This window comes from Ruegeria sp. AJ12 (genome assembly GCF_056536245.1).
Genome location: NZ_JBQFJJ010000002.1, coordinates 312,319 through 337,683, shown reverse-complemented (window position 1 = coordinate 337,683; position 25,365 = coordinate 312,319). Strand labels below are relative to the sequence as shown.

Below are 25,365 nucleotides of genomic sequence, written 5' to 3'. Positions count from 1 at the left end.
CGGCTACTGACCGGTCTGGCTGCGCAGGTCGGCGAGGGCCGCTGTGCCATTAAAACCCGCCTCTGCAACGGCTTCGGCCCACGCGGCCTCATGGTTGGCGGCAAACCCCCGGATGGCTTCGAGAACGGCGTCGGGTGCGTCATAGACTACAACGGATGTTCCGGCCGTGTATTCTGTGCCTTGGGCATCAGCGGCGTCCCATGTTTTTCCGGCCATGGCCGCCAGTGCAGCGCCGGATACGGCCTCGATCGCGGCCTGATCGGCTTCGGAGATGTCATCCCAGCGATCTTCATTCATAACCAGAAACCATGACGTGTTATACATGCCACCCGGAATGTTCATCGAATGGGTGATGTGATCGGTCAATTTGAAGGCCTGCAGCGCCTCTGCCGGAAAGGTCACACCGTCGATAACGCCTGTCGAGAGCTTCTCGAACACCTGACCCGGCCCCATGAACTGCGTGGTGATCCCAAGATCAGTTGAAAGGTCGGCGATATAGCCGCCCGGTGTCCGGATCTTCAAACCGGCGAAATCCTCGGGCGTTTCAATCTGCCGCTGGTTGTTGTGGAACATGCCGGGGCCGTGCACGAACAGACCCAGTAATTTCACGCCTTCATGTTCGGACTGGGCGTCCAAAGTGTCGTTGTAGACGTTCCAATAGGCAACGGATGTGGCCTCGGCCGAGTCGCCCAGAAACGAGAACTGACCGATGCGGGATCGCAAGAACCGGTCGTCTTTGGTGAACGAGTGCAGACCGTATGTGATGTCTGCGACACCATCGACGGCCAAATCAAAATGAGCCGGGGGCGGTCCGAGCGGCTTTGGCAGGAACCGGACAGTCACCCGATCCTCGGTCGCTTCGGCCACGGCGTCGGCCCAAGGCTGCATGATACCGGCCACGACAGGGTGTTGAGGCGGAAGCCAGGACGACATCACCAGCTCTTCGGCCCAGACAGCCTGTGCGGACAAGCCGGTTCCGACAAGTGTCGCGGCAATCAACGCGCGAAAGTTGCTCATTTCATTTCCTCCCCGATTTTAAGCAGACAGAAACCCCTTGTCACAATTGGTTTCATCTGTAACGATATAGTCACTTTAGTTTCCCATGAAACAAAGTCAACACTCAAGTCGGCGCGACAAAAGCACCCGAGACTTGCAGTAAAAAAGGAGCGGGGCGTGACCAACTCGGTTGCTGAAGAACACATCACACACAAGGTGGATGACCTGCGTCTCGACCTGAATTCCTTCATGCCATACCAACTGCGGCGGACATATGCGGTCGTCTCGGATTTGCTTTTGCAGATTTACGAGGGTGAGTTTGGTCTGTCTGCGTCGGAATGGCGTGTTCTGGCCATACTCGTTCGGGACAAAGAAGCGACAAACCGCGAGATTGTCGTCAACGCCACAATCGACAAGGTGGCAGTCAGCCGGGCCATAAGCCGGTTGGACGACAAAGGCTTGGTCGACCGAAAACCAAACCCGGAAGATGGCCGGAGCGAGCTGCTTTTCCCGTCCGAAGCTGGCACCCAATTGTACCAGGATGTGTCGCCGCAGCTGATCGGGCTGGAGAAAGAGCTTTTGAGTAGGCTCAGTCAGACCGAAAGAAAGCAGTTGAATGCCATTCTGAAAAAGATTGAGGCGTCCGGCCAGAGGTTGGCCGCGGAGCAAACGTGATCCGTTAACGACGGTGGCGGCTGTTCTGCGCGGTTTCGGAATCGTCTGGTTGCACTTGTGTTGTCGAGGCCCAGGGCTTTTCTGACTGCGCCTGTTTCACCAGATCCATGAAGGCGCGTATGATTTTTACGTCGCGACGCTGCGAAAGTGAAATCAGGCTTTCACCCATCTGCAGGTTGATGTCCTTCAGCCTGATCTGCCGGAGGCGGTCATCACGCACGTATTCTGCCTGAGAGACAAAGCCAATCCCGGCACCCGAGGCGACCAGTTCCCGCACGGCCTCCCGGCCTTCTGCCACAATGGTAGGCTTTAGCGTAACACCTTGTTTTCTGGCCTCATCCTCCAGCTTCTGGCGCGTTTTCGATCCGCTTTCTCTAAAAACAAGTGGCAGTTCCGCCAGCTGTTTCAGGGACAGGCTGGATTTGGAGGTCAAAGGCTCGTCCTTGGCTGCAAAGGCCACGATCTCGGTGGACCCAAGGCGTATGACATCCATGTCCCGGCCCGGAGCCAGGCTGCCGACCACGCCGATTTCGGCATTGTAGGATCTGAGTTCTTCCAGGATGTCCTCGGTGTTGCCGGATCGTACAGTAATGGTGACCTTGGGGTTTTTCTTTTGAAAGGATGCCAGAAAGGTCGTCACGTGATGTGCTGAATCCGCGATAATGCGTAGCTCGCCATCGATCGCGGCTTTGGTTTCGGACAGGTAGTCTTCGATCTGATCTTCGATCTCGAAATACTGATTGGTGAATCTGTAAAGCCGCTCGCCTGCAGGGGTCAGGCATACGCGTCTTCGTTCCCGTTGAAACAGCAATAGATCATGATCCTGTTCCAGTTTCCGAACCTGCTCGGAAATGGCGGGTTGGGTCAGGCACAGGGCCTCTGCCGCGCGGGAGAATCCCCCATGTTTCGCCACAGAGTGGAAGGCCTTTAGCTGGCTGTGGCGCATTGCGAACCCTCTAGTCGTTTATACATAGGCTGAGCTTATAGTTGGATTGATAATTGCAACTTCACATATGGCAACGGATGCTGCAATTGTGTTCTCGAATTACGCTTTTCCGGAGCCTGGCATTGACGTCATCCAATTCTGCAATCGATCCACCTCATCTGGGTGAACCCTATCTGCTGACGCCCGGCCCCTTGACGACGTCCTACGCGGTAAAGGCCGCCATGTTGAAGGATTGGGGAAGCTGGGATGATGACTTTCGCGCCATGACCCGCGAGCTGCGTTCAGGCGTGTTGCAGCTGCTTGGTGAGGGCGCTAACGACTTTGACTGTGTCCCGATGCAGGGCAGCGGGTCATTTTCGGCCGAGGCGATGCTTGCGTCGTTTATTCCCCGTCATGGCAAAGCGCTGGTTCTGGCAAACGGCGCCTATGGGCAACGATCTGCCAAGACACTGGAGTATCTGGGACGGGATCACGTAGTTCTGGATAAGGGGGACTACCTGCCGCCAAGGGGTGACGAAGTGGCCCGGATTCTCGCCGAAGACACGGACATCTCCCATGTGGTTGCAATTCATTGCGAAACCAGTTCGGGAATACTGAACCCCGTCGAAGAGATATCGGATGCCACATATGCGGCCGGGCGTAAGCTATTGATCGACTCGATGTCTGGTTTCGGCGCGATCGAGCTTAGGCCAGCCGAGATTCGCTATGAGGCGATGGTTTCCTCGGCAAACAAGTGCATCGAGGGCGTTCCGGGCTTTGGTTTCATCGTTGCGCGCCAAGACGAGTTGGAGGCCGCAAAAGGCAACAGCCATTCCCTGTCTTTGGATGTACACGCGCAGTGGGCGCATATGAACAAAACCGGCCAGTGGCGTTTCACACCTCCGACACATGTCGTTGCTGCTTTCCTCGAGGCGCTCCGGGCGCACGCCGCAGAAGGGGGCGTTGCCGGCCGGGGCGCACGCTATACCCGCAACCGGGATGTCATGGTCGCAGGCATGCGGGACCTTGGCTTTGAGACATTGCTGGACAATCGCTGGCTGAGCCCGATCATTGTCACGTTCTTCTGTCCGGCAGATGGTCGCTTTGTGTTTGATCGGTTCTATGACCTTATGAAAGCCAAGGGTTTCATCATCTACCCGGGAAAGCTGACGGTTGTGGACAGTTTTCGCATCGGCTGTATCGGCCAGATGGACGAACATGTGATGCGGCGGGTCGTGAGCGCCGCCAAAGAGTCGCTGGACGAAATGGGCGTGACAAGCGCCGCACCTCCCCTCCGGGCATTGAAAGAACGCGCCAAACTGGCCGCCTGATTACCAAGGAAGACACAGATGACCACCCAAACCCCAATTGTTGCGAACGACCGCCATTACGCTGTGCCCAAGACCTGCGCCGTTGCCATCTGTCTCGATGGGTGTGAACCCGAGTATCTGGAGGTTGCGATCGGGAAAGGGTTGATGCCCAACCTCAAACGGATCCGGGAGACCGGTACCGACCGGCTGGCCCATTCCGTGATTCCGTCGTTCACCAATCCCAACAACCTGTCGATTGCAACCGGTCGCCCGCCCTCGGTGCACGGGATCTGCGGCAATTTCCTCTATGAGCCGGAGACTGGCGAAGAGGTGATGATGAACGATGTGCGGTTCCTGCGCGCGCCGACGATCTTTTCGCAGTTCTACGAGGCGGGCTATCGCGTCGCCATGGTCACCGCCAAGGACAAGCTGCGCGCGCTGCTGGGGGCCGGGCTGAAGTTTGACGAAGGTCGGGCCGTTGCGTTCTCGTCCGAACGGTCCGGTGAAACGACACTGGCCGAGCATGGGATCGACAATGCGAGCAAATGGCTGGGCATGGACGTGCCCGAGGTCTACTCGGCCGAACTGTCGGAGTTTGTTTTTGCAGCCGGTGTCAAGCTGCTGAAAGAGTTCAGGCCCGATGTGATGTATCTGTCGACCACCGACTACATTCAGCACAAGTTTGCACCGGAGCAAAAGGGTGCGCTGGATTTCTATGCCATGTTCGACCGTTATCTGGGTCAGTTGGACGCGTTGGGCGCCGCCATTGTGGTGACCGCCGATCACGGCATGAAACCCAAGCATGACACCACCACGAAAGAACCGTCGGTGATCTACATGCAGGACGTGTTCGATGACTGGTTGGGTGAAGGTCAGGCGCGCGTGATCCTGCCGATCACCGATCCATATGTGGTCCATCACGGGGCGCTTGGCTCATTTGCAACCGTCTATCTGCCGGAGGGTGCGGACCGCACCGGGATCGTGGCCAGGGTCGGCGCCCTGCCGGAGATGCTGGAGGTGCTGACCAAAGAAGAGGCGGTCGCCAAATACGAACTGCCCGCCGACCGGATCGGGGATCTGACCATGGTCTGCACGGCGGGGACGACCATCGGGACCAGCCAAGACCGGCACGATCTGGCCGCTCTGGACGAACCCCTGCGCAGCCATGGCGGTCTGACCGAGCAGGAGGTGCCGTTCATCGTCAACCGGGTGATCGATTTGCCGGATGCACCGGTTCTGCGCAATTTCGATGCCTTCTACTACGCGGCCCAGGCCGCCGCATTGGAAGAGGTGGACGCATGAACAAGATGGACAAGACGGACATCCGCAACGAGGGGATGCGGATCGGGGGCGAGGTCGTGTTTACCGATGACACGGTTCCGGTTCACTACCCCTACACCAACGAGATCATTGGCCGCGTGCCTGCGGGCACCGCCGAACACGCGCGTAAGGCGTTTGAAATTGCGGCAAATTACACACCTAAGCTGACCCGCTATGAGCGCAGCCAGATCCTGCAACGCGCGGGCGAACTCATCGGAGAGCGCCGCGACTACCTTGCCAAATGGCTGACACTGGAACTGGGCATCTGTCACCAGCACGCCCTCTACGAGACCAGGCGTGCGCAGGACGTTTATCAGTTTGCGGCTGCTGAGGCCCTGAAGGATGATGGCGAGATTTTCTCCTGCGATCTGACCCATAACGGCAAGGCTCGCAAGATCTTCACCACGCGCGAGCCGGTGAAGGCAATCAGCGCGATCACCCCGTTCAACCATCCGCTGAACATGGTCAGCCACAAGATCGCGCCGTCGATTGCCACCAACAATTGCATGGTGTGCAAGCCCACCGAGCTGACCCCGCTGACCGCCCTGACATTGGCGGATATTCTGTATGAAGCGGGGCTGCCGCCCGAAATGTTCCAGGTGGTGACCGGTTGGCCGCAGGACATTGGCGATGAGATGATCACCAACGAGCATATCGACATCATTACCTTCACCGGAGGTGTTCCTGTTGGCAAGATGATTGCCGAAAAAGGTGTCTATAAACGGCAGGCGCTGGAACTGGGCGGAAATGATCCGCTGATCGTTCTGAACGACCTCTCCGATGCCGACCTGGACAAGGCGGCAGCGATTGCGGTTGCCGGCGCCACCGGCAATTCGGGCCAGCGCTGCACCGCGATAAAGCGTATTCTGGTGCAGGAGAGTGTGGCGGACAGGTTCGTGCCGCTGGTTCTGGAAAAGGCGAAAAAGATCAGGTTCGGCGACCCGCAGGACCCCGAGACCGAACTGGGCTGCGTGATCAACGACAAGGCCGCCGAACTGTTCGAAAACCGCGTGTACCAGGCCGAGAAAGAGGGCGCAGAGATCCTCTACCATCCAGATCGTCAGGGGGCATTGTTGCCTCCGATTGTGGTCGACAAGGTGCCCCATGACAGCGAGTTGGTGATGGAAGAGACCTTTGGCCCCATTGTGCCCATCGTGCGTGTTCCGGATGACGACGCTGCGGTTATGGCGATCTCGAACGCCACCGAGTTCGGCCTGTCCTCCGGCGTCTGCACCAACGACCTCAACCGCGCCATTGCCTATATCAACGGGTTGAACGTCGGCACCTGCAACATCTGGGAGCAACCCGGCTACCGCATTGAAATGTCCCCTTTCGGCGGCATCAAGGACAGCGGCAACGGGGTTAAGGAAGGCGTCATCGAAGCCATGAAATTCTTCACAAACGTCAAAACATACTCACTACCTTGGCCGGGCTGAGCGAAAGTTCGCAGTTGTAAGGGAGCATCAAGCTCAGGACCCATTGATTTCAGCTTTGCCGCATGAGTCACGACGGGCAAAACAAGCGGTAACCATGTCTGATCTTTTCTGGTTGAGCGATGCGCGGATGGCACGTTTTGAACACTTATTCCCCAAGCCCCATGGCTGGCCTCGTGCGGACGACAAACAGGTCTTGCCGTCGCAACTGTTATCGAGTGTGTGGTGAAGCTTAACAGTATTGGAAACACGTCCGATAGACCCAAACACCTTTCACTTTGATGGAAGTTTCGTCCATCCGCCGTGAGCGGTTACAAGGTAAGTACACGCCGAACTTATTACCATTCTCTGTGTGCAAAGACGATAATGAAAGCTTAGAGAAATGGTGAAAAAACTGAATACGGCCGGCACCCTTGCGATTGCCAATACCCGGAATTCTCAGGTCATCTTTGTATGATGTGTCTTTAGTCAGAAACGCCTTTAACTGATCCGGCCCAAGCCCGCACCCATTGTCAACGCATTCAATTTCCAAGTCGTATTCATGTCCAAGCAAGTCGGATTTTCGAGCCTTGATTGAAAACTTGATTTCTAGGTTCAGATCGCTTTCGGTGACGGCTTGTCTGATCAAAAATGCATCAATCGAGTTTGCCATCAGCTCATCGACAACGACGAAGGCATTCTCGCTCTTGCGAGTATTCTTGAGGCTGCCACGGACGTCTAGGGTCATGCTTTATGCTTCAACTTTTCGTTTTTTGATCAGCAGTTATCAGCGTTAGCACTCGTGGGGTCAATCTAGCTGTTCATTTTCACGGCAAGGAGGGGCATGCCCACCGTGCATACTGCTTTCTGAGTGATGTTGCCGCCGGTGGCCAATGCAGCGAAAGTCGGCTTTCCGCCCTCCCGTCAGGTAACTTCGCACTGACAGTACGAATTTGGCGACCGCAGCGGGGGATACCCAAATTGCCAATCTTTAGCGCTTCGCAGAGGTTTGAAGGGGAAATGTTGACCTCTCGCGGCGAACAGCAGCTTCGTGTCACATGTCAGATAAGCAGCTAAAAGTCATTGAACTAAGACCCGCGAAGTGTTCTTTCGTTTTCAATGCGTTGGATAAAGTTCGTGCAGATAGAGGAAAAAGTGATGGTCCCTAGAACAAATTGCCTGCGACTCTACAGTTATTGAAAATGTTGGTCGGAGTGAGAGGATTCGAACCTCCGACCCCTGCCTCCCGAAGACAGTGCTCTACCAGGCTGAGCTACACTCCGACCGTGGCGGGTGATCTATACCCGGGGTTTGAGATGTGCAAGGGAAATTCCGCGGCCTCGACCGAACGGATCGCGGCACAGCTGTTGCCCAGACCGGCTCCTGATCACGGCAGGGCTTCGGTTCTGTATAACCGGATTTTGGTGCCGCCGTGATCGACCACCGGCCCGGCCGGCAGGAATGGCAGCCGCGTTGTGCGGGCGAGAGGGGCTGAGCTGGTCACGAGCCCGACCCGCCATCCGGAGAACCGCGACATCAGGACCTTGCCCAGACTGCCATAAAGCGATCTGAGTCGCTTTTCATCGCCGATCCGCGCGCCATAGGGTGGGTTGACGATCACCAGCCCGGCAGGTCCCGGCACGGGCTTTAGTTCACTGACGGCCTGTTGGGAAAAACGTGTTTCCGGCGCAACGCCAGCCTCAGCGGCATTGGCACGCGCTGCCTCGACAGCGCCGGAGTTGCGGTCCGACCCGACGAATTGCAAACTTGTAGTATGTACCGCGTCACGTTGGCGCATTTTTTCCCAGACCCGCCCCTCGAATCCGGCCAGATCCTCAAAGGCAAAACGCCGTGATCTGCCGGGCAACAGGCCAAGGGCAATTTCGGCTGCTTCGATGACAAACGTGCCTGACCCGCACATCGGGTCCATCACAGGCTCGGTTCCGTCAAACCCGCATTCCCGCAAAAACATCGCGGCCATCGTTTCGCGCATCGGGGCTTTGGCCACTGCCGGTTTGTGGCCGCGCTTGTGCAGGGGGTCGCCGGAGGTGTCGACAGAAAATGTGCAGATGTCCTTTTCGATGCGCAGCAGAACGCGCAGGCTGGCATCTGACGAGATGGGAGCTCCCAACGTTTCCGAAATCGCACGTTCGATCCGTTGCCGGGCAGCACCAGCATGGTAAATACGGGATTTGCGGCTGGTGGCCTCGACTTTGACCGGTACATCCGGGCGCAGAATGTCTGACCAGGGAAACTTGCGGGCCCGCTTGTCCAGCTGGGCCAGATGTACGGCAGGAAAACTGCCAATCCGGGCCAACACCTTGTTCGCCCCGCGCAGCGACAGATTGGCGCGCCAGACCTCGGACCAGCCGCCCCGGCAGGTGACACCACCGGCGATCACACGAGCGCCGGCGAATCCGCATTGAACGGCCTCGGCGCATAACGGGGCCTCGAGACCGGGTGTTGCGACCAAAAATATCTCAAGATCGTCTGAATTGTTCATGTCCGTTGCTTACACCGGATGCAAATGCGCGCAACACGGTTTTTTCTGTTGGCAGGACAGCGCTGCGCCTTCATGAGAAAGTCACTTAGTAGTACGGTTTTCGCAGGTAAGAGGTTTGCGTTTCGCGGCATCCCCGCGTAAAGGGTCCGTGATCGGAAATACGCATGCGGATACCGGCAGGTTACCGGCGCTCAGACGGCCCTGGCGGATGGACAATCCGCGCTGTTGCACGGCCAGGACCGAATGGCGGATAACAGCGGGCGCAGGAAAGAGGCTGGGAAGACCGGAGCGAGATGCAAAGTTTCAAACTGAAAAAAGGGTTGGAGCTGCCGATTCAGGGTGCCCCCGAACAGACCATCCAGCCGGGACCTGAATATTCCAGCGTTGCCGTGTTGGGGGCGGACTACCTTGGACTTAAGCCCCGTATGCTGGTTCAGGAGGGCGATGAGGTGCGGCGTGGCACACCGCTTTTCTGTCACAAGGATGCGCCCGAAGCGATGATGGTGGCACCGTTGAGCGGCAAGGTCGTCGCCATAAACCGGGGCGCGCGCCGTGTGTTGCAAAGCGTCGTTGTTGCGGTTTCGGACGCCAATGACACGGGTGTCGATTTCTCGGGCGTTGGCAATGCGGACGACGCCGAGGGTTTGACCGAAAAACTGTGCGCGTCTGGTCTGTGGACCGCGTTCCGCACACGCCCCTATTCCAAGCTGCCGGTGCCGGGTACCAAACCGGCTGCAATTTTCGTGACGGCAATGGACAGCGAGCCGCTGGCGGCCGACGCTGCGGTTGTTATCGCTGACGCCGGAGAGGCTTTTGCCGCTGGGCTGAGCGCAATTGCAAAGCTGACCGAAGGCAAGACCTACCTGTGCCATAAGGAGGGTGACTCGGTTCCGGGCGCAGATGTGCCGGGCGTTGAAGTTGCAACCTTTGACGGCCCCCATCCCGCGGGGTTGGCCGGAACCCATATCCATTTCCTTGAGCCGTTGGCGGGTAACAAGCAGGTCTGGACCATTGGGTATCCGGACGTTATCGCCATTGGTCGCCTCGTGCAGACTGGCCATCTGGATCCCAACATCGTCATCGCGCTGACTGGACCGGGTGCGCGGCAGCCCCGCCTGATCCGGACCGTTATGGGCGCGTCGACCGACGACCTGACCCGGGACGAGGTGCAAATCGACGGGCAAGCACGCATTATCTCGGGATCGGTCCTGTCCGGGCATCAGGCCGAAGGACCAACCGCGTATCTGGGCCGGTTTGCCCGCCAGATCACGATCATCCGCGAAGACCACGATCAGATCCCGATGGGCTGGATTCGCCCGATGCCTTCGAAATACGCGGTGCAGCCGGTGCTGGGCTCGGCCTTTTCACACAAGCTGTTCAAGCTGACCAGTAACCTGAACGGGGGACGTCGCGCGATGGTGCCGACCGGCACCTTTGAACGGTTGATGCCGCAGGACTACCTGCCGACCCAGTTGCTGCGCGCGCTACTGGTAATGGATACGGATACGGCGCAGGCGCTTGGGGCACTGGAACTCGACGAAGAGGATCTGGGCCTGGTGGGCTTTGCCTGCCCTGCAAAATACGAATACGGGCTGGCGCTGCGCGACTGCCTGACCAAAATTGAAAAGGAGGGCTGAGCCGAATGGGTTTGCGCAGCTTCTTTGACCGGATCGAGCCGAACTTTACCAAGGGCGGCAGATACGAAAAATTTTTTCCCATCTACGAGATGGTTGAAAGTTTCATCTACACGCCAAAGACCGTGACCACAGCAGCACCGCATGCACGGTCCTACGTGGATATGAAGCGGATCATGACCTATGTCGTGATCGCCACGATCCCCTGCATCCTGTGGGGAATGTGGAATACCGGCTATCAAGCGAACTCGGCCATCGCAGCCTTGGGGCCGGACTCGGCAACCGGCTGGCGGATTGCAATCCTGCAGGCGGTTGGCATCTCGTTGGATCCCAACAGCATATTCGCCAATGTCATGCACGGAATGATGTATTTCCTGCCGATCTACATCGTGACACTTGTTGCGGGCGGTACTTTCGAAGTGATCTTTGCCACCGTGCGTGGGCATGAGGTGAACGAGGGTTTCCTCGTCACGTCCATGCTTTACACGCTGATCATGCCGGCCACGGCGCCGCTGTGGCAGGTGGCGCTTGGGATCATCTTTGGTGTCGTCATTGGCAAGGAAGTCTTTGGCGGGACGGGTAAGAACTTCCTCAACCCGGCTTTGGTGGGGCGCGCGTTCCTGTACTTTGCTTATCCCGCCAATATGTCGGGCGACACGGTTTGGACCCCGGTTGACGGGTTCTCGGGCGCGACCACCCTTTCGGTATCAGCCTCGGAGGGTTATCAGGCGCTGGCCGCCGACGGCATTACATGGTGGAATGCCTTCTTTGGCACGATTCAAGGCAGTTTTGGTGAGACTTCGACATTGGCCTGCCTGATCGGGCTGGCGTTTTTGATCATGACGCGGATCGCCAATTATCGTCTGATTGTCGGCTGTCTGGCCGGCACGATCGGCTTTACTCTGCTGCTGAATCTGATCGGATCAGACACCAATCCGATGTTTGCAATGCCGTGGTACTGGCACATCGTGCTGGGCGGCTACGCATTTGGGCTCGCTTTCATGGTAACCGAACCGGTTTCGGCTAGTCACACGAACCTGGGACGCTACATATATGGTGCACTGATCGGTGTCATGGTTGTGATGATCCGGGTGATCAACCCGGCCTTCCCCGAAGGCATGATGCTGGCCATTTTGTTCGGCAATGTTTTTGCACCGCTGATCGACCATTTCGTCGTACAGGCAAACATCAAACGGAGGGCGCGTCGCCATGTCTGATACGCAGTCGCCTGAACCAAAAGGCGCGATCGCCAGGTTTCTGGCCGCCTCGCCGGATTCGGTCGGCAAGACGATCTTTGTCGCCGTGGCCGTGTGCCTCGTGGCTTCGATGGTGGTGTCCTCTGCGGCCGTCAGTCTACGTCCGGTGCAAGAAGCGAACCAACTAAAGGACAAACAGATCAACGTCCTGCAGGTTGCGGGGATTTACGAGCCCGGCATTGACGTGACCGAAGCCTTCGCAGCGTTCGAGCCGCATGTGCTGGAACTGTCGACGGGCAATTTTGTCGATGACCGGTTTGACCCCACCACATTCGACGACAAGGCCGCCGCGTCCGATCCCGAGCTGAGTGTCGCGCTGGATGACGACCCGGCAGGGATCGGTCGTCAGGCACAATATCGCGTCATCTATCTGCTGCGCGATGATGATGGTGCCTTGGACAAGGCCATTCTGCCGCTGCATGGCTATGGTCTGTGGTCGACGATGTATGGGTTCCTCGCGCTGGAAAACAACGGCAACGACATCTACGGCCTGCAGTTCTATCAGCATGGTGAAACCCCCGGCCTCGGGGCCGAGATCGACAACCCGCGCTGGCGCGCGTTGTGGAGCGGAAAGAGGCTGCGCGACGATGCAGGTGAAATTCAGATCACCGTCGCGAAATCACAACCTGCCGCCGGACCCGATTTCTACGTCGACGCGTTGGCCGGGGCCACGCTGACCTCGGTCGGTGTCGACAATCTCGTGAGGTTCTGGATGGGCGATGCGGGCTACGGGCCCTTTCTGGCCAAGATGCAAGCAGGAGAGATCTGATGTCGCAGACTAAGAAAGAGATGTTGATCGACCCGCTTGTCGACAACAATCCGATCACGCTGCAGGTGCTGGGCATTTGTTCCGCCCTTGCGGTGACCTCGTCACTGCAGGTGTCGGCCGTCATGGCGCTGGCGGTGATTTTCGTAACGTCGTTCTCATCTTTCTTCATCTCGTGCCTGCGAAACCAGATTCCCGGCTCGATCCGGATCATCGTGCAGATGGTCATCATCGCCTCGCTGGTGATCCTGGTGGACCAGATCCTCAAGGCTTACGCGTTTGAGATTTCAAAAACCCTGTCGGTGTTTGTGGGGCTGATCATCACCAACTGTATCGTCATGGGCCGGGCCGAGGCGTTTGCGATGAAGAACCCGCCTGTGGCGTCCTTTATCGACGGGGCGGGCAACGGCATGGGCTATGGCCTGATCCTGTTGCTGGTCGGGTTCTTCCGCGAATTGTTCGGGGCAGGGTCGCTGTTTGGCGTCACTATACTGGAGACCGTCAACAATGGTGGCTGGTATGTGCCCAATGGCATGCTCCTGCTGCCGCCGTCGGCGTTCTTCATCATCGGTCTGATCATCTGGGCCTTCCGTACATGGAAACCGAACCAGGTCGAAGAGCGTGAATATAAAATCCAGCAGGTTGAGGCACACTGATGGAAGGTCTGCTTTCACTGGCCGTAAAGGCCATCTTTGTTGAAAACCTCGCGCTCAGCTTCTTTCTCGGCATGTGCACCTTCATCGCCGTGTCCAAGAAGATATCGACCGCGATTGGGCTTGGTATCTCGGTGATGCTGGTGCAGGCCATCACCGTACCGACCAACAACCTGCTTCTGAATTACCTGCTCAAACCGGGTGCACTGTCGTGGGCAGGATTTCCGGATGTCGATCTGACCTTCCTTGGCCTGATTTCCTATATCGGTGTCATCGCGGCGATGGTTCAGATCCTCGAGATGATCCTCGATAAGTACTTTCCGCCGCTCTACAACGCGCTGGGGATTTTCCTGCCGCTGATCACGGTGAACTGCGCCATTCTGGGGGGGTCGCTGTTCATGGTGGAACGGGACTACAATTTTGCCGAGGCCACGACATATGGCCTGTCGTCGGGCTTTGGCTGGGCGCTGGCGATCACCGCAATGGCCGGTGTCCGCGAAAAGCTGAAGTATTCGGACATTCCGGACGGACTGCAGGGTCTGGGGATCACCTTCATCACCGCTGGGCTGATGGCGATGGCCTTCATGTCCTTCTCGGGCGTGAAACTGTAAGGGGGCGTCGATGGAAACTTTCAGCCTGGGTGTCGCCCTATTTACCCTGATCGTGTTGGGGCTGGTTGCCGTCATCATGGCCGCCCGCTCGCGTCTGGTGTCCACAGGAAACGTCAACATCACCATCAATGGTGAAAAGACAATCTCGGTTCCCGCCGGAGGCAAGCTGTTGCAGACGCTTGCCGCCGAGAAACTGTTTGTCCCCTCGGCCTGCGGCGGCGGCGGAACCTGTGCCCAGTGTCGCGTGCGCATCCATTCCGGCGGCGGATCCATTCTGCCGACCGAAGAAGGCCATATCACCAAGCGCGAGGCCGCCTGCGGCGACCGGCTGTCCTGTCAGGTCGCGGTCAAGCAGGATATGGATATCGAGGTTCCCGAAGAGGTCTTTGGCGTCAAGAAATGGGAATGCACCGTTCGATCGAATGACAACGTGGCAACCTTTATCAAGGCACTGACGCTGGACCTGCCGGAAGGTGAAGATGTGAATTTCCGCGCCGGCGGATACATCCAGATCGAAGCACCGGCTCACCAGTTGGCCTATACCGATTTCGACGTCGAAGAGGAGTATCGCGAGGATTGGGACAAGTTCAATCTGTGGCAGTACAAGTCTGTTGTCAGCGAACCGATCGAACGGGCCTACTCCATGGCGAACTACCCCGAGGAAAGGGGTATGATCATGCTCAACGTGCGCGTCGCGTCGCCGCCTCCGGGTTCCGAGGGCATCCCTGCCGGTAAGATGTCGTCCTATATCTTTAACCTCAAACCCGGTGATAAAGTCACGATTTCCGGCCCGTTTGGGGAGTTCTTCGCCCGGGACACGAAAAAGGAAATGGTCTTTATCGGCGGCGGTGCGGGCATGGCCCCAATGCGCAGTCATATCTTTGACCAGCTCAAACGCCTGCATTCCGACCGCAAGATCAGTTTCTGGTATGGTGCGCGGTCCAGGCGCGAGATGTTCTTTGTCGAAGATTTCGACACGCTGGCCGCCGAGAATGACAATTTCGAATGGCATGTGGCGCTGTCGGACCCGCAACCCGGGGACGACTGGGACGGCTACACCGGCTTTATCCACAACGTTCTGTTCGAAGAGTACTTAAAAAAGCATCCGGCACCGGAAGACTGCGAATACTACTTGTGCGGCCCGCCGATCATGAACCAGTCAGTCATCAACATGCTGCTGGATCTGGGGGTGGATCGCGAAGACATCATGCTCGACGATTTCGGCGGATAAGAGACCAAAGAACCGGCGCTTGGAGCGCCGGTTTTCTTTTGCCGATCTGCCTGTTGGGTCTAGAGCCTCAGATCGCTGGCCTCGGGCGGCAGGCAGGATTTGACGTCGAACAGCACGCTCTTTTCCTTGCCGTAAGACCGGAAGTGGTCCGGGTCCATCTCTCGATACTCTCGATGCGCGACCGCCAGCACGATGCCGTCATACGCGGCCTGGTCGGGTTGCCGGGTCATCGATAGCCCATATTCGGCCTTGGCGGCCTCGGGATCGGCATGCGGGTCGTGTACATCCACGTCCACGCCATAACTCTGCAATTCTTCGACAATGTCCACGACGCGGGTGTTGCGCAGATCGGGGCAGTTTTCTTTGAATGTCAGGCCCAGGATCAGAACCCGGGCCGCGCCCACATCGATCCCGGATTGCACCATGCGTTTGATCAGTTGCGAGACAACATACCCGCCCATCCCGTCATTCAGCCGCCGCCCGGCCAGAATGATCTGTGGGTGATGACCGACCGCTTCGGCCTTGTGAGTCAGGTAATAGGGATCAACGCCGATACAGTGACCGCCGACCAGCCCGGGGCGGAACGGCAGGAAGTTCCATTTGGTTGCCGCTGCCCGCAAGACAGCGTCGGTGTCGATGTTCATGCGACCAAAGATCATGGCAAGCTCATTGACCAGCGCAATGTTCAGGTCCCGTTGGGTGTTTTCGATGACCTTGGCGGCTTCGGCCACGCGGATGCTTTCGGCCTTGAACGTGCCCGCCGTGATGATCCGGGCATAGAGCGCATCCACAAGATCGGTAACCTCAGCGGTTGAGCCCGAAGTCACTTTGCAGATATCGGTTATCCTATGAGCTTTGTCACCCGGATTGATCCGCTCGGGGCTGTAGCCTGCAAAGAAATCCGTGTTGAATTTCAGGCCTGAGATGCGTTCCAGAACCGGCACGCAATCCTCTTCGGTTGCGCCGGGATACACGGTGGATTCGTAGATCACCAGATCACCGGGCTTCATGACTCTCCCCACGGTCTCGGTTGCAGCCAGAAGGGGGGAGAGATCGGGTTGTTTGCCAGATGTAATGGGTGTTGGAACCGTGATGATGTATGTATCGCACGCGGCCAGATCAGCCGGATCGGTTGTAAAGCTCAGACCCGTTGCAGCCTTTAGATCATCAGGCTCGACCTCTTGCGTGGTGTCCTGACCCGCGCGCAATGCATCGATGCGTGACGGATTGATGTCGAACCCCACAACCGGGCCGGTCTTGCCAAAAGCCGCTGCCAGCGGCAGGCCGACATATCCAAGTCCGAGAACGGCGATCTTTCGGGCATTGGGGTTGGTTTCCAGCATGTGGGTCTCGTTGTTTACTTGCCGTGATAGTCGCGAAACCATTCCACGAAGCGGGCGATCCCGTCCTTGAAATCGGTTTGCGGGCGATAGCCCGTCAATCTTTGCAGAAGGTCAGTGTTCGCCCATGTGGCGGGAACGTCACCCATCTGCATCGGCATGTAGTTGCGAATGGCTTCTTTGCCCACAGCTTCTTCAATGGCTTCGACAAAATCCATCAGCCGTACCTTGTCGCCGTTGCCGATATTGACGACCCGATATGGGGCAACCGGAGACAGGCTGTCGCCCTCTTCAATATCGTCCGCGCTGGCGGGGCGGATTGGCGGCACATCGATCAACAATCTGATGCCGCGCACCAGATCGTCCACGTTGGTAAAGTCGCGGTACATGTCGCCGTGGTTGTAAATGTCGATCGGACGCCCATCCAGAATCGCATCGACGAATTTGTAGAGCGCCAGATCCGGCCGTCCCCAGGTGCCGTAGACGGTGAAGAACCGGAACATGGTGGTCGGCAAGTCCCACAGGTGCGCATAGGAATGGCCCATCGACTCGTTTGCCTTCTTGGTGGCCGAATAGATCGTCAGCTGAGTGTCTGCTTTTTCGACCTCGGTGAACGGCATGTCTTCGTTTGCGCCGTAAACGGACGAGGTCGATGCCATCAGCAGATGCTCGACCTTGTGCTGCCGCGCGACCTCCATGACGTTGAACGTGCCGACAACGTTGGAGTCGATATAGCTGCGGGGATGTTCAAGGCTGTACCTGACACCGGCCTGCGCCGCGAGATGCACGATCAATTCGGGCTCGAACTCATCGGCCACCTGCATCAGACGCTCGTGATTTTCCAGCAGGTCTTCGGTCGCGGAGAATCCGGGTGTTTGCAGCAGCATCTGGTGCCGCCGCTGTTTCAGGGTAACGTCATAATAGTCCGTCATCCCGTCATAGCCGTGCACGCGGAATCCTTCTGACAGCAGCAGCTTTGCCAGATGGAACCCGATAAATCCTGCGGTGCCCGTAACCAGAACGCGTTTCATGAAACCCTCAAACACAAATCAAAACACTTGCCCATCAGGGATACGTTCCCCGGCGCGAGGTCAAGGAGATTTTCCGTTTAATGGTGTCAAATCAGGGTGTCGCGGCGCTGGTCCGGATCGCGTTTGGGGTTCCATTTGTCGATTGTCGCCAAAGCCTGGTCAGAGTAGGGATGAGCCAGCATGGTTAAAGACTGGATAAAAGGGCTGATCGGCCGCAATGCGGCGCAGGACGCAGGGTTTCCCCTGTCCGAAATCGCGCCTGACCAACGGTTTGTCGTGATTGGCGATATTCACGGGCGTCTTGACCTGTTGCAAAGCTTGTTGCCCAAGCTGGACGACGATTGCCCCCTGATCTTTGTTGGGGATTACGTGGACCGAGGGGACTACAGCGCGCAGGTCCTGCGTCAGTTGCATCACCTAAGCGAAACATCGGACGGGCGAGTTGTCTGCCTGCTGGGCAACCATGAAGAAATGCTGCTGCGTTTTGTCGAGGATCCTAGGCGGGTCGGGGGGCTTTGGCTGAACAATGGCGGATTGCAAACCCTGGCCTCCTTCGGGATCACCGACATCAGCGAGGCCGTTTTCGGCGATGGGGCCGTGGCAGTGGCGGCACGTTTGCGGCAGGCGATGGGCGACGCGCTGCTGTCATGGCTGGACACCCGCCCGCTAACCTGGACCAGCGGCAATGTGACCGTGGTGCACGCGGCACTTGACCCCAGGCAAACCATCGAAAGCCAGCCGCGGCAAATCTGCCTGTGGGGGCATCCGCAATTCCCGCACCTTCCGCGTCAGGATGGCCAATGGGTCGTGCATGGGCATACGATTGTTGATCATGCGCGGGCACGGCACGGGATCGTTTCGATCGACACGGGCGCTTTTGCGACCAACAGGCTGACCGCCGCAGAGATATTCAAAGGCGGTGTTCGGTTCATTGAAACAGGCTAAACACGGTGGTTTGCTGGAGGGTCCCCAGCAGGTCTGGTTTTGAGTGTCAGCCCACGATCATCTGTTTCATGCGCAGCGCTTCGTATTCCAGTTCCTTGAGACGGAAATGCACGACGTCACCGATGGTGATGACACCGCACAGTTTGTCGTTGTCGAGAACCGGCATATGACGAAAACGGCCGTCGGTCATGGTTTTCAGAACGTCGTTCAGCAGGTCATCGGGCTTGCAGGACTGCACATCCCTGGTCATCAGGTCCTCGACCGATTGCGGCAGGGTTTGGCCCGGCGTGTCCGCCATGCGCCGCACGATGTCGCGCTCGGACAGAATACCTTGCAGGGTGCCGTTCTGATCCGTCACAACCACTGCACCGATCCGTTTTTCCTTGAGAGTATTCACCACGGAATGGATCGTGTCGTTGGGACGCACCGAAAAGACCGCATCCCCTTTACCCTCAAGCAGCTTGGCGACGCTGGTCTGTGTGTGCGACAGGTTCGAGTCGACCGATTGGCTGTAGGTGCTTTTGCCTGCCTTGTCGCCACGTGTCGGGGGCTGATAAGAGCTTGGGGCCATTGGCAATCTCCTCCTGTGATTGGAATACCGTCCCTTTCACCTTACCGCAGCCAACCGGACTGTATAGAGTTCAATTGCCCCAATCGGCAAAATCCCGGACAAAACAAGGAAACCCAAGCGTTTGAATGAGTTGTATCTGACCCCGCCGCTGGCCGCGTTGCTGTTCTTTTTTGTTGTTGTCTGCGGCCACAATTTTCGCATGGCGTGGAAGCAGCAGCCGCCAGGATGGAAAAAACGTGCGTGGCTGTTCGGGGTCCCGGCTGGGCTTGGCCTGCTTGTGCTCGGGTTCCTGCCGCTGAAACTCTGATCCCGGTTTGACTCCGACAGGGGGCGCTGGCATACGCCGGGCACGGATTTTCCAGGAGACCGCCCCATGCGCCTGATGCCCGCACTGGCCCTTGCAGCACTCGTATCCGGGTGCCTGTTCGATACGGAACCCGACGTGGTCCGCCTGTCCGGTGAAACGATGGGAACAACGTTCAATGTCACGGCCATCGGTGAAGATCTGGACGAAGCTGCCCTTGCTGCTGCCGTCGAAGAGACACTGGCCAGCGTAAACGCCAAAATGTCCAACTGGGACCCGAACTCGGAGGTTTCGACCTTCTCGGCCTCCGCCAGCACGGACCCCATGCCGATATCCGAGGAATTTGCCGTGGTCATGGCCGCCGCAAATGAGGTGCACGACAAAACCGGCGGAGTTTTCGATGTCACGCTTGGGCCGCTCATTGAATTGTGGGGCTTTGGGCCGCGGACATCGGAAGACCCGGTTCCGTCAGACGCTGATATTCGCGCGGCCCTTGAGGGTGTGGGTCAAGACCGGCTGCTGACGCTGGACGCCGAGGCGGGAACTTTGGCGAAATCTGATGCGGGTGTGGGGATCAACCTGTCTGCCATCGCCAAAGGGTACGGGATCGATGCAGTCGCCAAAACGCTGCAAGATGCAGGCGTCGAGGATTATCTGGTCGAGATCGGCGGTGATCTTGTGGCGAAAGGTCAGAACGATCAGGGCGAAGCCTGGCGGATCGGGATCGAAAGACCTGAGGCCGGCCCACAGAACCCGCAACTGATCGTGTCGCTGGACAATCAGGGCATGGCCGGCTCTGGGGATTACAAGAATTTCTTTGAGCAGGATGGCGTGCGCTACTCGCATATCATCGATCCGACAACCGGTCGGCCGATCACGCACAGAACCACATCGGTCACGGTCCTGGCCGAAAACGCCATGATGGCGGATGCCTGGGCCACGGCTATGCTGGCAATGGGGCAGGAGAAGGGGCTGGAACTGGCAGAAAAACATAAAATCGCCGTCTATTTCATCTCGCGGGATGTGACAGGCGGTGAGAATGCTTATATTACGGTTCATAGCACGGCGTTCAAAGACGCGCTTGGCACTGACTGACAGGTAGGACCCACGATGAGCACTTTTGTTCTGGCCTTTGTACTGCTGCTGATCATCATGGTTGGCATGTCTTTGGGTGTTCTGCTGATGGGCAAGACCATCAAAGGCAGCTGTGGTGGCCTGAACGCGATTTCCGGTGCCGACAAATGCGTCGTTTGCCAAAAGGATGTCGATCCGGACAGTCCGCTGCGGGACCAGTTGCAGTGTAAGCGCGCCAGAAAGATGCTGGAACAGATGGAGCGGCAGGCCTAGCCGAAGTTTTGGCTTCGCGCCGGGTCCGGAAATGGTTAGGTAGGTCTCTGAGGTTTCCAGGGGCTCAGAAATGGCCAAAGCCAAAAACATCCTGTTTATTATGTTTGACCAGCTGCGGTGGGACTACCTGAGCTGTTACGGTCATCCCCATCTGCACACACCCAATATTGACCGTCTGGCAGCCCGTGGCGTGCGGTTCGATCGCGCGTATATCCAGTCTCCGATCTGTGGCAGTTCGCGGATGTCGACCTATACCGGGCGCTATGTGCACTCTCACGGGGCCTCGTGGAACGGCATCCCGCTGAAAGTGGGCGAGATGACCTTGGGCGATCACCTGCGCAAGGCCGGAATGGCATGCTGGCTGGTCGGCAAAACCCATATGCGCGCGGATGCCGAGGGCATGGCGCGTCTGGGTCTGGAACCCGACAGCCTGATCGGTGCCCGCGTCGCGGAATGCGGGTTTGACGTGTTTGAGCGGGACGATGGCATGCTGCCCGAGGGACCGGATGGCTACTACGATCCCGACGGCGCGAAAGAGTACAACAAGTTCCTGAAATCCAAAGGTTATGACAGCGACAATCCCTGGCATGACTTCGCCAATTCCGGCCTGGCCGAAGACGGCACTGTCTTGTCCGGCTGGTTTCTGAAAAACTCATCCGAGGCGGCGAATATCGCTGAAGAAGACAGCGAAACGCCCTATCTGACCGGGCGCGGGATCGAGTTCATGCAGACCCATGACGGCCCGTGGTGCTGTCATCTGAGTTTCATCAAACCGCACTGGCCCTACATCGTGCCCGAGCCCTATGCCTCGATGTTTGGGCCCGAGCACGTCTTGCCGGTCATCCGCTCAGAGTCAGAGCGACAGAATGCCCATCCGGTGCTCAAAGCCTTTATGGATACGAAAATCGGGCAGACATTCTCGCGCCAGGATGTGCGCGAGGCGGTGATCCCTGCTTATATGGGTCTGATCAAGCAGGCAGACGATCAGATGGGCCGACTGTTTGACTGGATGGAACACACCGGTCGCATGGATGACACAATGATCGTTCTGACGTCTGATCATGGCGATTTCCTGGGCGATCACTGGATGGGAGAGAAGACCTTCTTTCACGATGCGTCGACCAAGATGCCGCTTATCATTTTTGATCCATCACCCGAGGCGGATGCGACACGTGGCACGGTCAGCGACGCACTCGTTGAATCCATCGATCTGGTACCAACTTTTGTTGAAGTCGCGGGCGGTGAGGTCGCAGGGCATATCCTCGAAGGGCATTCTCTGCTGCCTATCTTACATGGGCAAACGCGGGAGACGTCTCGGGATGCGGTGATTTGCGAATATGACTATTCCGCGTCACCGATCGCCGAGCGGCTGAGCGTTTCCGTTCGGGATGCCGTGATGTTCATGGTGGCGAACAGGAAATGGAAGCTGATCCATTGTGAGGGCGGCTATCGTCCCATCCTGTTCGATCTCGAAAATGACCCTAATGAGCTGACAGACCTTGGTGACAGTGCGGATCATGCTGACGCAATTGCAGAGATGTATGATCATCTGTTCGCCTGGGCCCGGCGCTCGTCCCAGCGGACGACGCGGTCGGAGCAGCAACTGATCGACATGCGAACCAAAAGCCGCGGCAAGGGGGTCCTTGTCGGTATCTATGATGAAAACGATGCGCCGCTGGACCTGACGGTCAAGTATCGCAACCGGACAGCGCGGCCTTACAAGTCGGTTCGCAAGGACTAGCCGCCCGATGATCCACCAACCTTGGGGGCTGGCTCAACCGGTGTTTTGTGCAGTGTTGATTAATTCTGCGTACAGATCAGTAAAGACGGTTCACCCTTCGGCAGCCAAACGATAGAAGATGACGTAAGAGCAGTAACCGGAGACCCTCAATGGCCGCCCCGAAACCCGTTGTCCTGTGCATTCTCGATGGCTGGGGTCTGTCTGACGACACACAGGCCAATGCGCCGTATCTGGCGAACACGCCGACCTTTGATGCCATCATGCAGAATGGACCGCATGCGATCCTGACCACCCACGGCCCGGACGTTGGCCTGCCCAGCGGTCAGATGGGCAATTCCGAGGTCGGTCACACCAATATCGGGGCTGGCCGGGTTGTTGCCATGGATCTGGGCCAGATCGATCTTGCCATCGAAGACGGGTCTTTTTTTCACACCGGCGCTTTGCAGGATTTCATCACCACGGTCAAATCCGCAGATGGCACCGCGCACCTCATGGGGTTGGTCTCGGATGGTGGGGTGCACGGACATTTGAACCATATTGTCGCGGCGGCAAAGGCAATCACCGATGCAGGTGTGCCGGTGGCTCTGCACGCCATCACAGATGGGCGCGACGTGGCCCCGAAATCGGCGTTTACCTTTCTTGCAGAGCTTGAGGATCGGCTGCCGCTTGGTGCGCACATCGTCACGGTCAGCGGGCGATACTTTGCGATGGATCGGGATAACCGATGGGAACGCGTCAGCGAGGCATACACGGCGATGATCCAAGCGGCGGGCCGTACCGCCAGCAGTGCACATGATGCGGTGGATCATGCCTATAACCAGTCCGAGACGGACGAGTTCATCACCCCCACCGTCTTAGATGGCTATGAAGGCGTCAAAGACGGGGATGGGTTCTTTTGCCTGAATTTCCGGGCCGACAGGGCCCGGGAAATCCTGCGCGCGATTGGCGAGCCCGGTTTTTCGGATTTCGACACCGGTGCGCGACCAAAGCTCTCCGCCCTTCTGGGCATGGTGGAATACTCCGACGGTCACAACGCGTATATGACGACGATTTTTCCCAAGCGTGCCATTGTGAACACGCTGGGCGAATGGGTGGCCAAACAGGGATTGCGGCAGTTTCGTCTGGCGGAGACCGAGAAATATCCACACGTGACCTTTTTCCTCAACGGTGGCAAGGAAACCCCGGAACAAGGCGAAGACCGGTATATGCCGAAATCGCCCAAGGTGGCGACCTATGATCTGCAGCCCGAGATGTCTGCGCCGGAGGTCACGGCGAAATTCGTTGAAGCCATCGAGGAAGGGTATGACCTGATCGTCACCAACTATGCCAACCCGGATATGGTCGGGCACACCGGGGATCTGCAGGCGGCGATCAAGGCTTGTGAGGCGGTGGATTCGGGGCTGGCTCAGGTGGTTGCCGCGTTGGCCAGAGTTGGCGGCGCGATGATCGTCACTGCGGATCATGGCAATTGCGAGATGATGGTCGATCCCGAAACCGGGGGGCCTCATACCGCACACACGCTCAATCCCGTGCCGGTGGCTTTGGTCGGCGGACCGGAGGGTGCTCATTTGCGCAACGGGCGCTTGTCGGATCTGGCGCCGACCCTGCTGGACCTGATGGACCTGCCGAAACCACCCGAAATGACCGGGGAAAGCCTGCTGTCATGAGGGTGCTCGCCTTCACAGTCTCTCTGTTTTGCGCTGCGGCTGCGCAGGCGCAAACCGATCCCTCACAGGCCGCGCTCGAAGCGGCAGCGATGTTGGAAGAGGCCTCGATCTCCTTGAGTGAAGCGGATGGGGCCCGTGATCGGGTCCGTGCACTGACCCAGACGATACAGGCCTATGAGGCCGGCCTTTCGGCCATGCGGGATGGGCTGCGCCGTGCCGCCACGCGTGAGGCGCAGCTATCCGCAGAGCTGCGTGCCCGCGAAAAAGAGGTGGCCCAGTTGCTGGGCGTTCTGCAGACGATCGAGACCACCGCGCCGCCGGTTTTGATGTTGCACCCGTCCGGCCCGTTGGGGGCCGCGCGCACCGGAATGATTCTGTCCGAGGTCACACCGGGTTTGAATGCAAATGCCCAGGCACTTGCAGAGGATCTGCACGAGGTTCAGACCCTGCGCCTGTTGCAACAGGATGCGGCGGAAACCCTGACGGAAGGTCTGACCGGCGTGCAGAGCGCCCGCACGCGGCTCAGCGAGGCCATCGCGAACCGTACCGATCTGCCGCGCCGGTTTGTCGAAGACCCGGTCCGCACCGCCATCCTGATATCGTCCACGGAAACTCTGGACGGGTTTGCCAGCGGTCTGGCAGAGATATCCGAAGGTGAGATTGCCGAAACGGATGCCAGTGTATCGGATCAAAAGGGACAGATTCCGTTGCCGGTGCGCGGGATCTTGCTGCATGGCGCCGGTGAAACAGATGCGGCCGGTGTGACCCGGCCGGGGCTGGTGCTTGGGACCCGCCCGCGCGCGCTGGTCACGTCGCCGACTGCGGCCACGATCCGCTATCGCGGGCCGCTGTTGTCTCTTGGGAACCTGGTGATCCTAGAACCCGAACCGGGTCTTTTATTCGTGTTTTCCGGTCTGCAAGAGGTTTATGGTGAGCCGGGTCAAGTGATTCCCGAGGGCACACCAGTGGGTCTGATGCCCGGTGAAACGCCCGAAATAGGCGCAATATTGTCAACAAGCAGTGATGGCACTGGAACTGACCGTTCAGAAACGCTCTATATAGAGGTCAGACAAGACAACAGCCCCGTGGACCCGGAATCATGGTTTCGGACCGACAAGGATGGATAA

General features: G+C 58.0%; 24 protein-coding genes, 1 tRNA gene and 1 pseudogene. 18 read left to right on the top strand and 8 right to left on the bottom strand.

The features are described 5' to 3' along the window. Positions 1–3: 3 nt before the first annotated feature. Positions 4–1,017, bottom strand: coding sequence for a TRAP transporter substrate-binding protein (locus ACR3E0_RS21780; RefSeq protein ID WP_480481671.1), 1,014 nt, complete (start codon positions 1,015–1,017; stop codon positions 4–6). A 156-nt stretch (positions 1,018–1,173) separates the two neighbouring features. Here ACR3E0_RS21780 and ACR3E0_RS21775 point away from each other — a divergent pair, with 156 nt between their 5' ends. After that, positions 1,174–1,671 carry a MarR family winged helix-turn-helix transcriptional regulator gene (locus ACR3E0_RS21775; RefSeq protein ID WP_480481670.1) on the top strand — a complete coding sequence of 166 codons (498 nt, stop codon included), beginning with the start codon at positions 1,174–1,176 and terminating at the stop codon, positions 1,669–1,671. A gap of 4 nt (positions 1,672–1,675) precedes the next feature. Here the strand turns inward: ACR3E0_RS21775 and ACR3E0_RS21770 are convergent, their stop codons facing one another. After that, a complete protein-coding gene (locus ACR3E0_RS21770) occupies positions 1,676–2,617 on the bottom strand; it encodes a LysR substrate-binding domain-containing protein (RefSeq protein WP_480481668.1) in 942 nt (313 codons plus the stop codon). A 122-nt stretch (positions 2,618–2,739) separates the two neighbouring features. Between ACR3E0_RS21770 and ACR3E0_RS21765 the strand changes: the two genes are divergently transcribed. The 4 genes and pseudogenes from ACR3E0_RS21765 to ACR3E0_RS21750 all read left to right on the top strand — a co-directional run. Beyond that, on the top strand, positions 2,740–3,927 hold the full coding sequence (locus ACR3E0_RS21765) for a 2-aminoethylphosphonate--pyruvate transaminase (protein WP_480481666.1): 1,188 nt from the start codon (positions 2,740–2,742) through the stop codon (positions 3,925–3,927). An 18-nt stretch (positions 3,928–3,945) separates the two neighbouring features. Continuing rightward, positions 3,946–5,208 carry a phosphonoacetate hydrolase gene (phnA, locus tag ACR3E0_RS21760; protein WP_480481664.1) on the top strand — a complete coding sequence of 421 codons (1,263 nt, stop codon included), beginning with the start codon at positions 3,946–3,948 and terminating at the stop codon, positions 5,206–5,208. Further along, positions 5,205–6,662: a phosphonoacetaldehyde dehydrogenase gene (gene phnY / locus ACR3E0_RS21755; protein WP_480481662.1), complete on the top strand. Its 1,458-nt coding sequence runs from the start codon at positions 5,205–5,207 to the stop codon at positions 6,660–6,662. The genes phnA and phnY overlap by 4 nt, the downstream gene beginning before the upstream one ends. A gap of 94 nt (positions 6,663–6,756) precedes the next feature. Further along, positions 6,757–6,858, top strand: a pseudogene (locus ACR3E0_RS21750) (IS5/IS1182 family transposase); the annotation flags it as partial. A gap of 33 nt (positions 6,859–6,891) precedes the next feature. Here the strand turns inward: ACR3E0_RS21750 and ACR3E0_RS21745 are convergent. From ACR3E0_RS21745 to ACR3E0_RS21735, 3 genes are all read right to left on the bottom strand, one after another. Then, positions 6,892–7,386, bottom strand: a complete 495-nt coding sequence (locus ACR3E0_RS21745; RefSeq protein ID WP_480481660.1) for a hypothetical protein — start codon at positions 7,384–7,386, stop codon at positions 6,892–6,894. Positions 7,387–7,844: 458 nt separating this feature from the next. After that, a tRNA-Pro gene (locus tag ACR3E0_RS21740) sits at positions 7,845–7,921 on the bottom strand. Positions 7,922–8,025: 104 nt separating this feature from the next. Further along, positions 8,026–9,141, bottom strand: a complete 1,116-nt coding sequence (locus ACR3E0_RS21735; RefSeq protein WP_480481658.1) for a THUMP domain-containing class I SAM-dependent RNA methyltransferase — start codon at positions 9,139–9,141, stop codon at positions 8,026–8,028. 293 nt (positions 9,142–9,434) lie between these two features. Here ACR3E0_RS21735 and ACR3E0_RS21730 point away from each other — a divergent pair, with 293 nt between their 5' ends. The 6 genes from ACR3E0_RS21730 to nqrF are packed head-to-tail and all read left to right on the top strand — an operon-like array spanning position 9,435 to position 15,292. Then, positions 9,435–10,778 (top strand): Na(+)-translocating NADH-quinone reductase subunit A, encoded by a 1,344-nt coding sequence (locus ACR3E0_RS21730; protein ID WP_480481656.1) that lies wholly within the window; start codon positions 9,435–9,437, stop codon positions 10,776–10,778. Positions 10,779–10,783: 5 nt separating this feature from the next. Then, complete coding sequence (locus ACR3E0_RS21725; protein WP_480481654.1) at positions 10,784–11,992, top strand: NADH:ubiquinone reductase (Na(+)-transporting) subunit B; 1,209 nt, start codon at positions 10,784–10,786, stop codon at positions 11,990–11,992. After that, entirely contained in the window at positions 11,985–12,800 is an 816-nt protein-coding gene (locus tag ACR3E0_RS21720) for a Na(+)-translocating NADH-quinone reductase subunit C (RefSeq protein WP_480481652.1), read from the top strand. The genes ACR3E0_RS21725 and ACR3E0_RS21720 overlap by 8 nt, the downstream gene beginning before the upstream one ends. Then, positions 12,800–13,453, top strand: a complete 654-nt coding sequence (locus ACR3E0_RS21715; RefSeq protein WP_170435367.1) for an NADH:ubiquinone reductase (Na(+)-transporting) subunit D — start codon at positions 12,800–12,802, stop codon at positions 13,451–13,453. Before ACR3E0_RS21720 ends, ACR3E0_RS21715 begins: the two co-directional genes overlap by 1 nt. Then, on the top strand, positions 13,453–14,061 hold the full coding sequence (gene nqrE, locus ACR3E0_RS21710) for an NADH:ubiquinone reductase (Na(+)-transporting) subunit E (protein ID WP_480481650.1): 609 nt from the start codon (positions 13,453–13,455) through the stop codon (positions 14,059–14,061). Before ACR3E0_RS21715 ends, nqrE begins: the two co-directional genes overlap by 1 nt. A gap of 10 nt (positions 14,062–14,071) precedes the next feature. Continuing rightward, complete coding sequence (gene nqrF / locus ACR3E0_RS21705; protein WP_480481648.1) at positions 14,072–15,292, top strand: NADH:ubiquinone reductase (Na(+)-transporting) subunit F; 1,221 nt, start codon at positions 14,072–14,074, stop codon at positions 15,290–15,292. A gap of 59 nt (positions 15,293–15,351) precedes the next feature. On the opposite strand, the gene tviB is transcribed toward nqrF, so the two are convergent. Together tviB and ACR3E0_RS21695 are read right to left on the bottom strand one after the other, a co-directional pair. Further along, a complete protein-coding gene (gene tviB / locus ACR3E0_RS21700; RefSeq protein WP_480481646.1) occupies positions 15,352–16,635 on the bottom strand; it encodes a Vi polysaccharide biosynthesis UDP-N-acetylglucosamine C-6 dehydrogenase TviB in 1,284 nt (427 codons plus the stop codon). A 14-nt stretch (positions 16,636–16,649) separates the two neighbouring features. Next, positions 16,650–17,663 (bottom strand): NAD-dependent epimerase/dehydratase family protein, encoded by a 1,014-nt coding sequence (locus ACR3E0_RS21695; RefSeq protein ID WP_480481644.1) that lies wholly within the window; start codon positions 17,661–17,663, stop codon positions 16,650–16,652. A gap of 180 nt (positions 17,664–17,843) precedes the next feature. Here ACR3E0_RS21695 and ACR3E0_RS21690 point away from each other — a divergent pair, with 180 nt between their 5' ends. Then, complete coding sequence (locus tag ACR3E0_RS21690; protein ID WP_480481642.1) at positions 17,844–18,608, top strand: metallophosphoesterase family protein; 765 nt, start codon at positions 17,844–17,846, stop codon at positions 18,606–18,608. A gap of 46 nt (positions 18,609–18,654) precedes the next feature. On the opposite strand, the gene ACR3E0_RS21685 is transcribed toward ACR3E0_RS21690, so the two are convergent. Further along, the gene (locus ACR3E0_RS21685; protein WP_480481640.1) at positions 18,655–19,179 is read right to left on the bottom strand and encodes a CBS domain-containing protein; all 525 of its coding nucleotides are present in this window, start codon (positions 19,177–19,179) and stop codon (positions 18,655–18,657) included. A 121-nt stretch (positions 19,180–19,300) separates the two neighbouring features. Here ACR3E0_RS21685 and ACR3E0_RS21680 point away from each other — a divergent pair, with 121 nt between their 5' ends. From ACR3E0_RS21680 to ACR3E0_RS21655, 6 genes are all read left to right on the top strand, one after another. Next, positions 19,301–19,486: a hypothetical protein gene (locus ACR3E0_RS21680; RefSeq protein ID WP_480481638.1), complete on the top strand. Its 186-nt coding sequence runs from the start codon at positions 19,301–19,303 to the stop codon at positions 19,484–19,486. A gap of 66 nt (positions 19,487–19,552) precedes the next feature. Continuing rightward, the gene (locus ACR3E0_RS21675) at positions 19,553–20,578 is read left to right on the top strand and encodes an FAD:protein FMN transferase (protein WP_480481636.1); all 1,026 of its coding nucleotides are present in this window, start codon (positions 19,553–19,555) and stop codon (positions 20,576–20,578) included. Positions 20,579–20,593: 15 nt separating this feature from the next. Further along, positions 20,594–20,830, top strand: coding sequence for a (Na+)-NQR maturation NqrM (nqrM, locus tag ACR3E0_RS21670; protein ID WP_480481634.1), 237 nt, complete (start codon positions 20,594–20,596; stop codon positions 20,828–20,830). Positions 20,831–20,900: 70 nt separating this feature from the next. Next, the gene (locus ACR3E0_RS21665) at positions 20,901–22,571 is read left to right on the top strand and encodes a sulfatase-like hydrolase/transferase (RefSeq protein ID WP_480481632.1); all 1,671 of its coding nucleotides are present in this window, start codon (positions 20,901–20,903) and stop codon (positions 22,569–22,571) included. 149 nt (positions 22,572–22,720) lie between these two features. After that, the gene (gpmI, locus tag ACR3E0_RS21660; protein WP_480481630.1) at positions 22,721–24,238 is read left to right on the top strand and encodes a 2,3-bisphosphoglycerate-independent phosphoglycerate mutase; all 1,518 of its coding nucleotides are present in this window, start codon (positions 22,721–22,723) and stop codon (positions 24,236–24,238) included. Further along, positions 24,235–25,365: a murein hydrolase activator EnvC family protein gene (locus ACR3E0_RS21655; RefSeq protein WP_480481628.1), complete on the top strand. Its 1,131-nt coding sequence runs from the start codon at positions 24,235–24,237 to the stop codon at positions 25,363–25,365. The genes gpmI and ACR3E0_RS21655 overlap by 4 nt, the downstream gene beginning before the upstream one ends.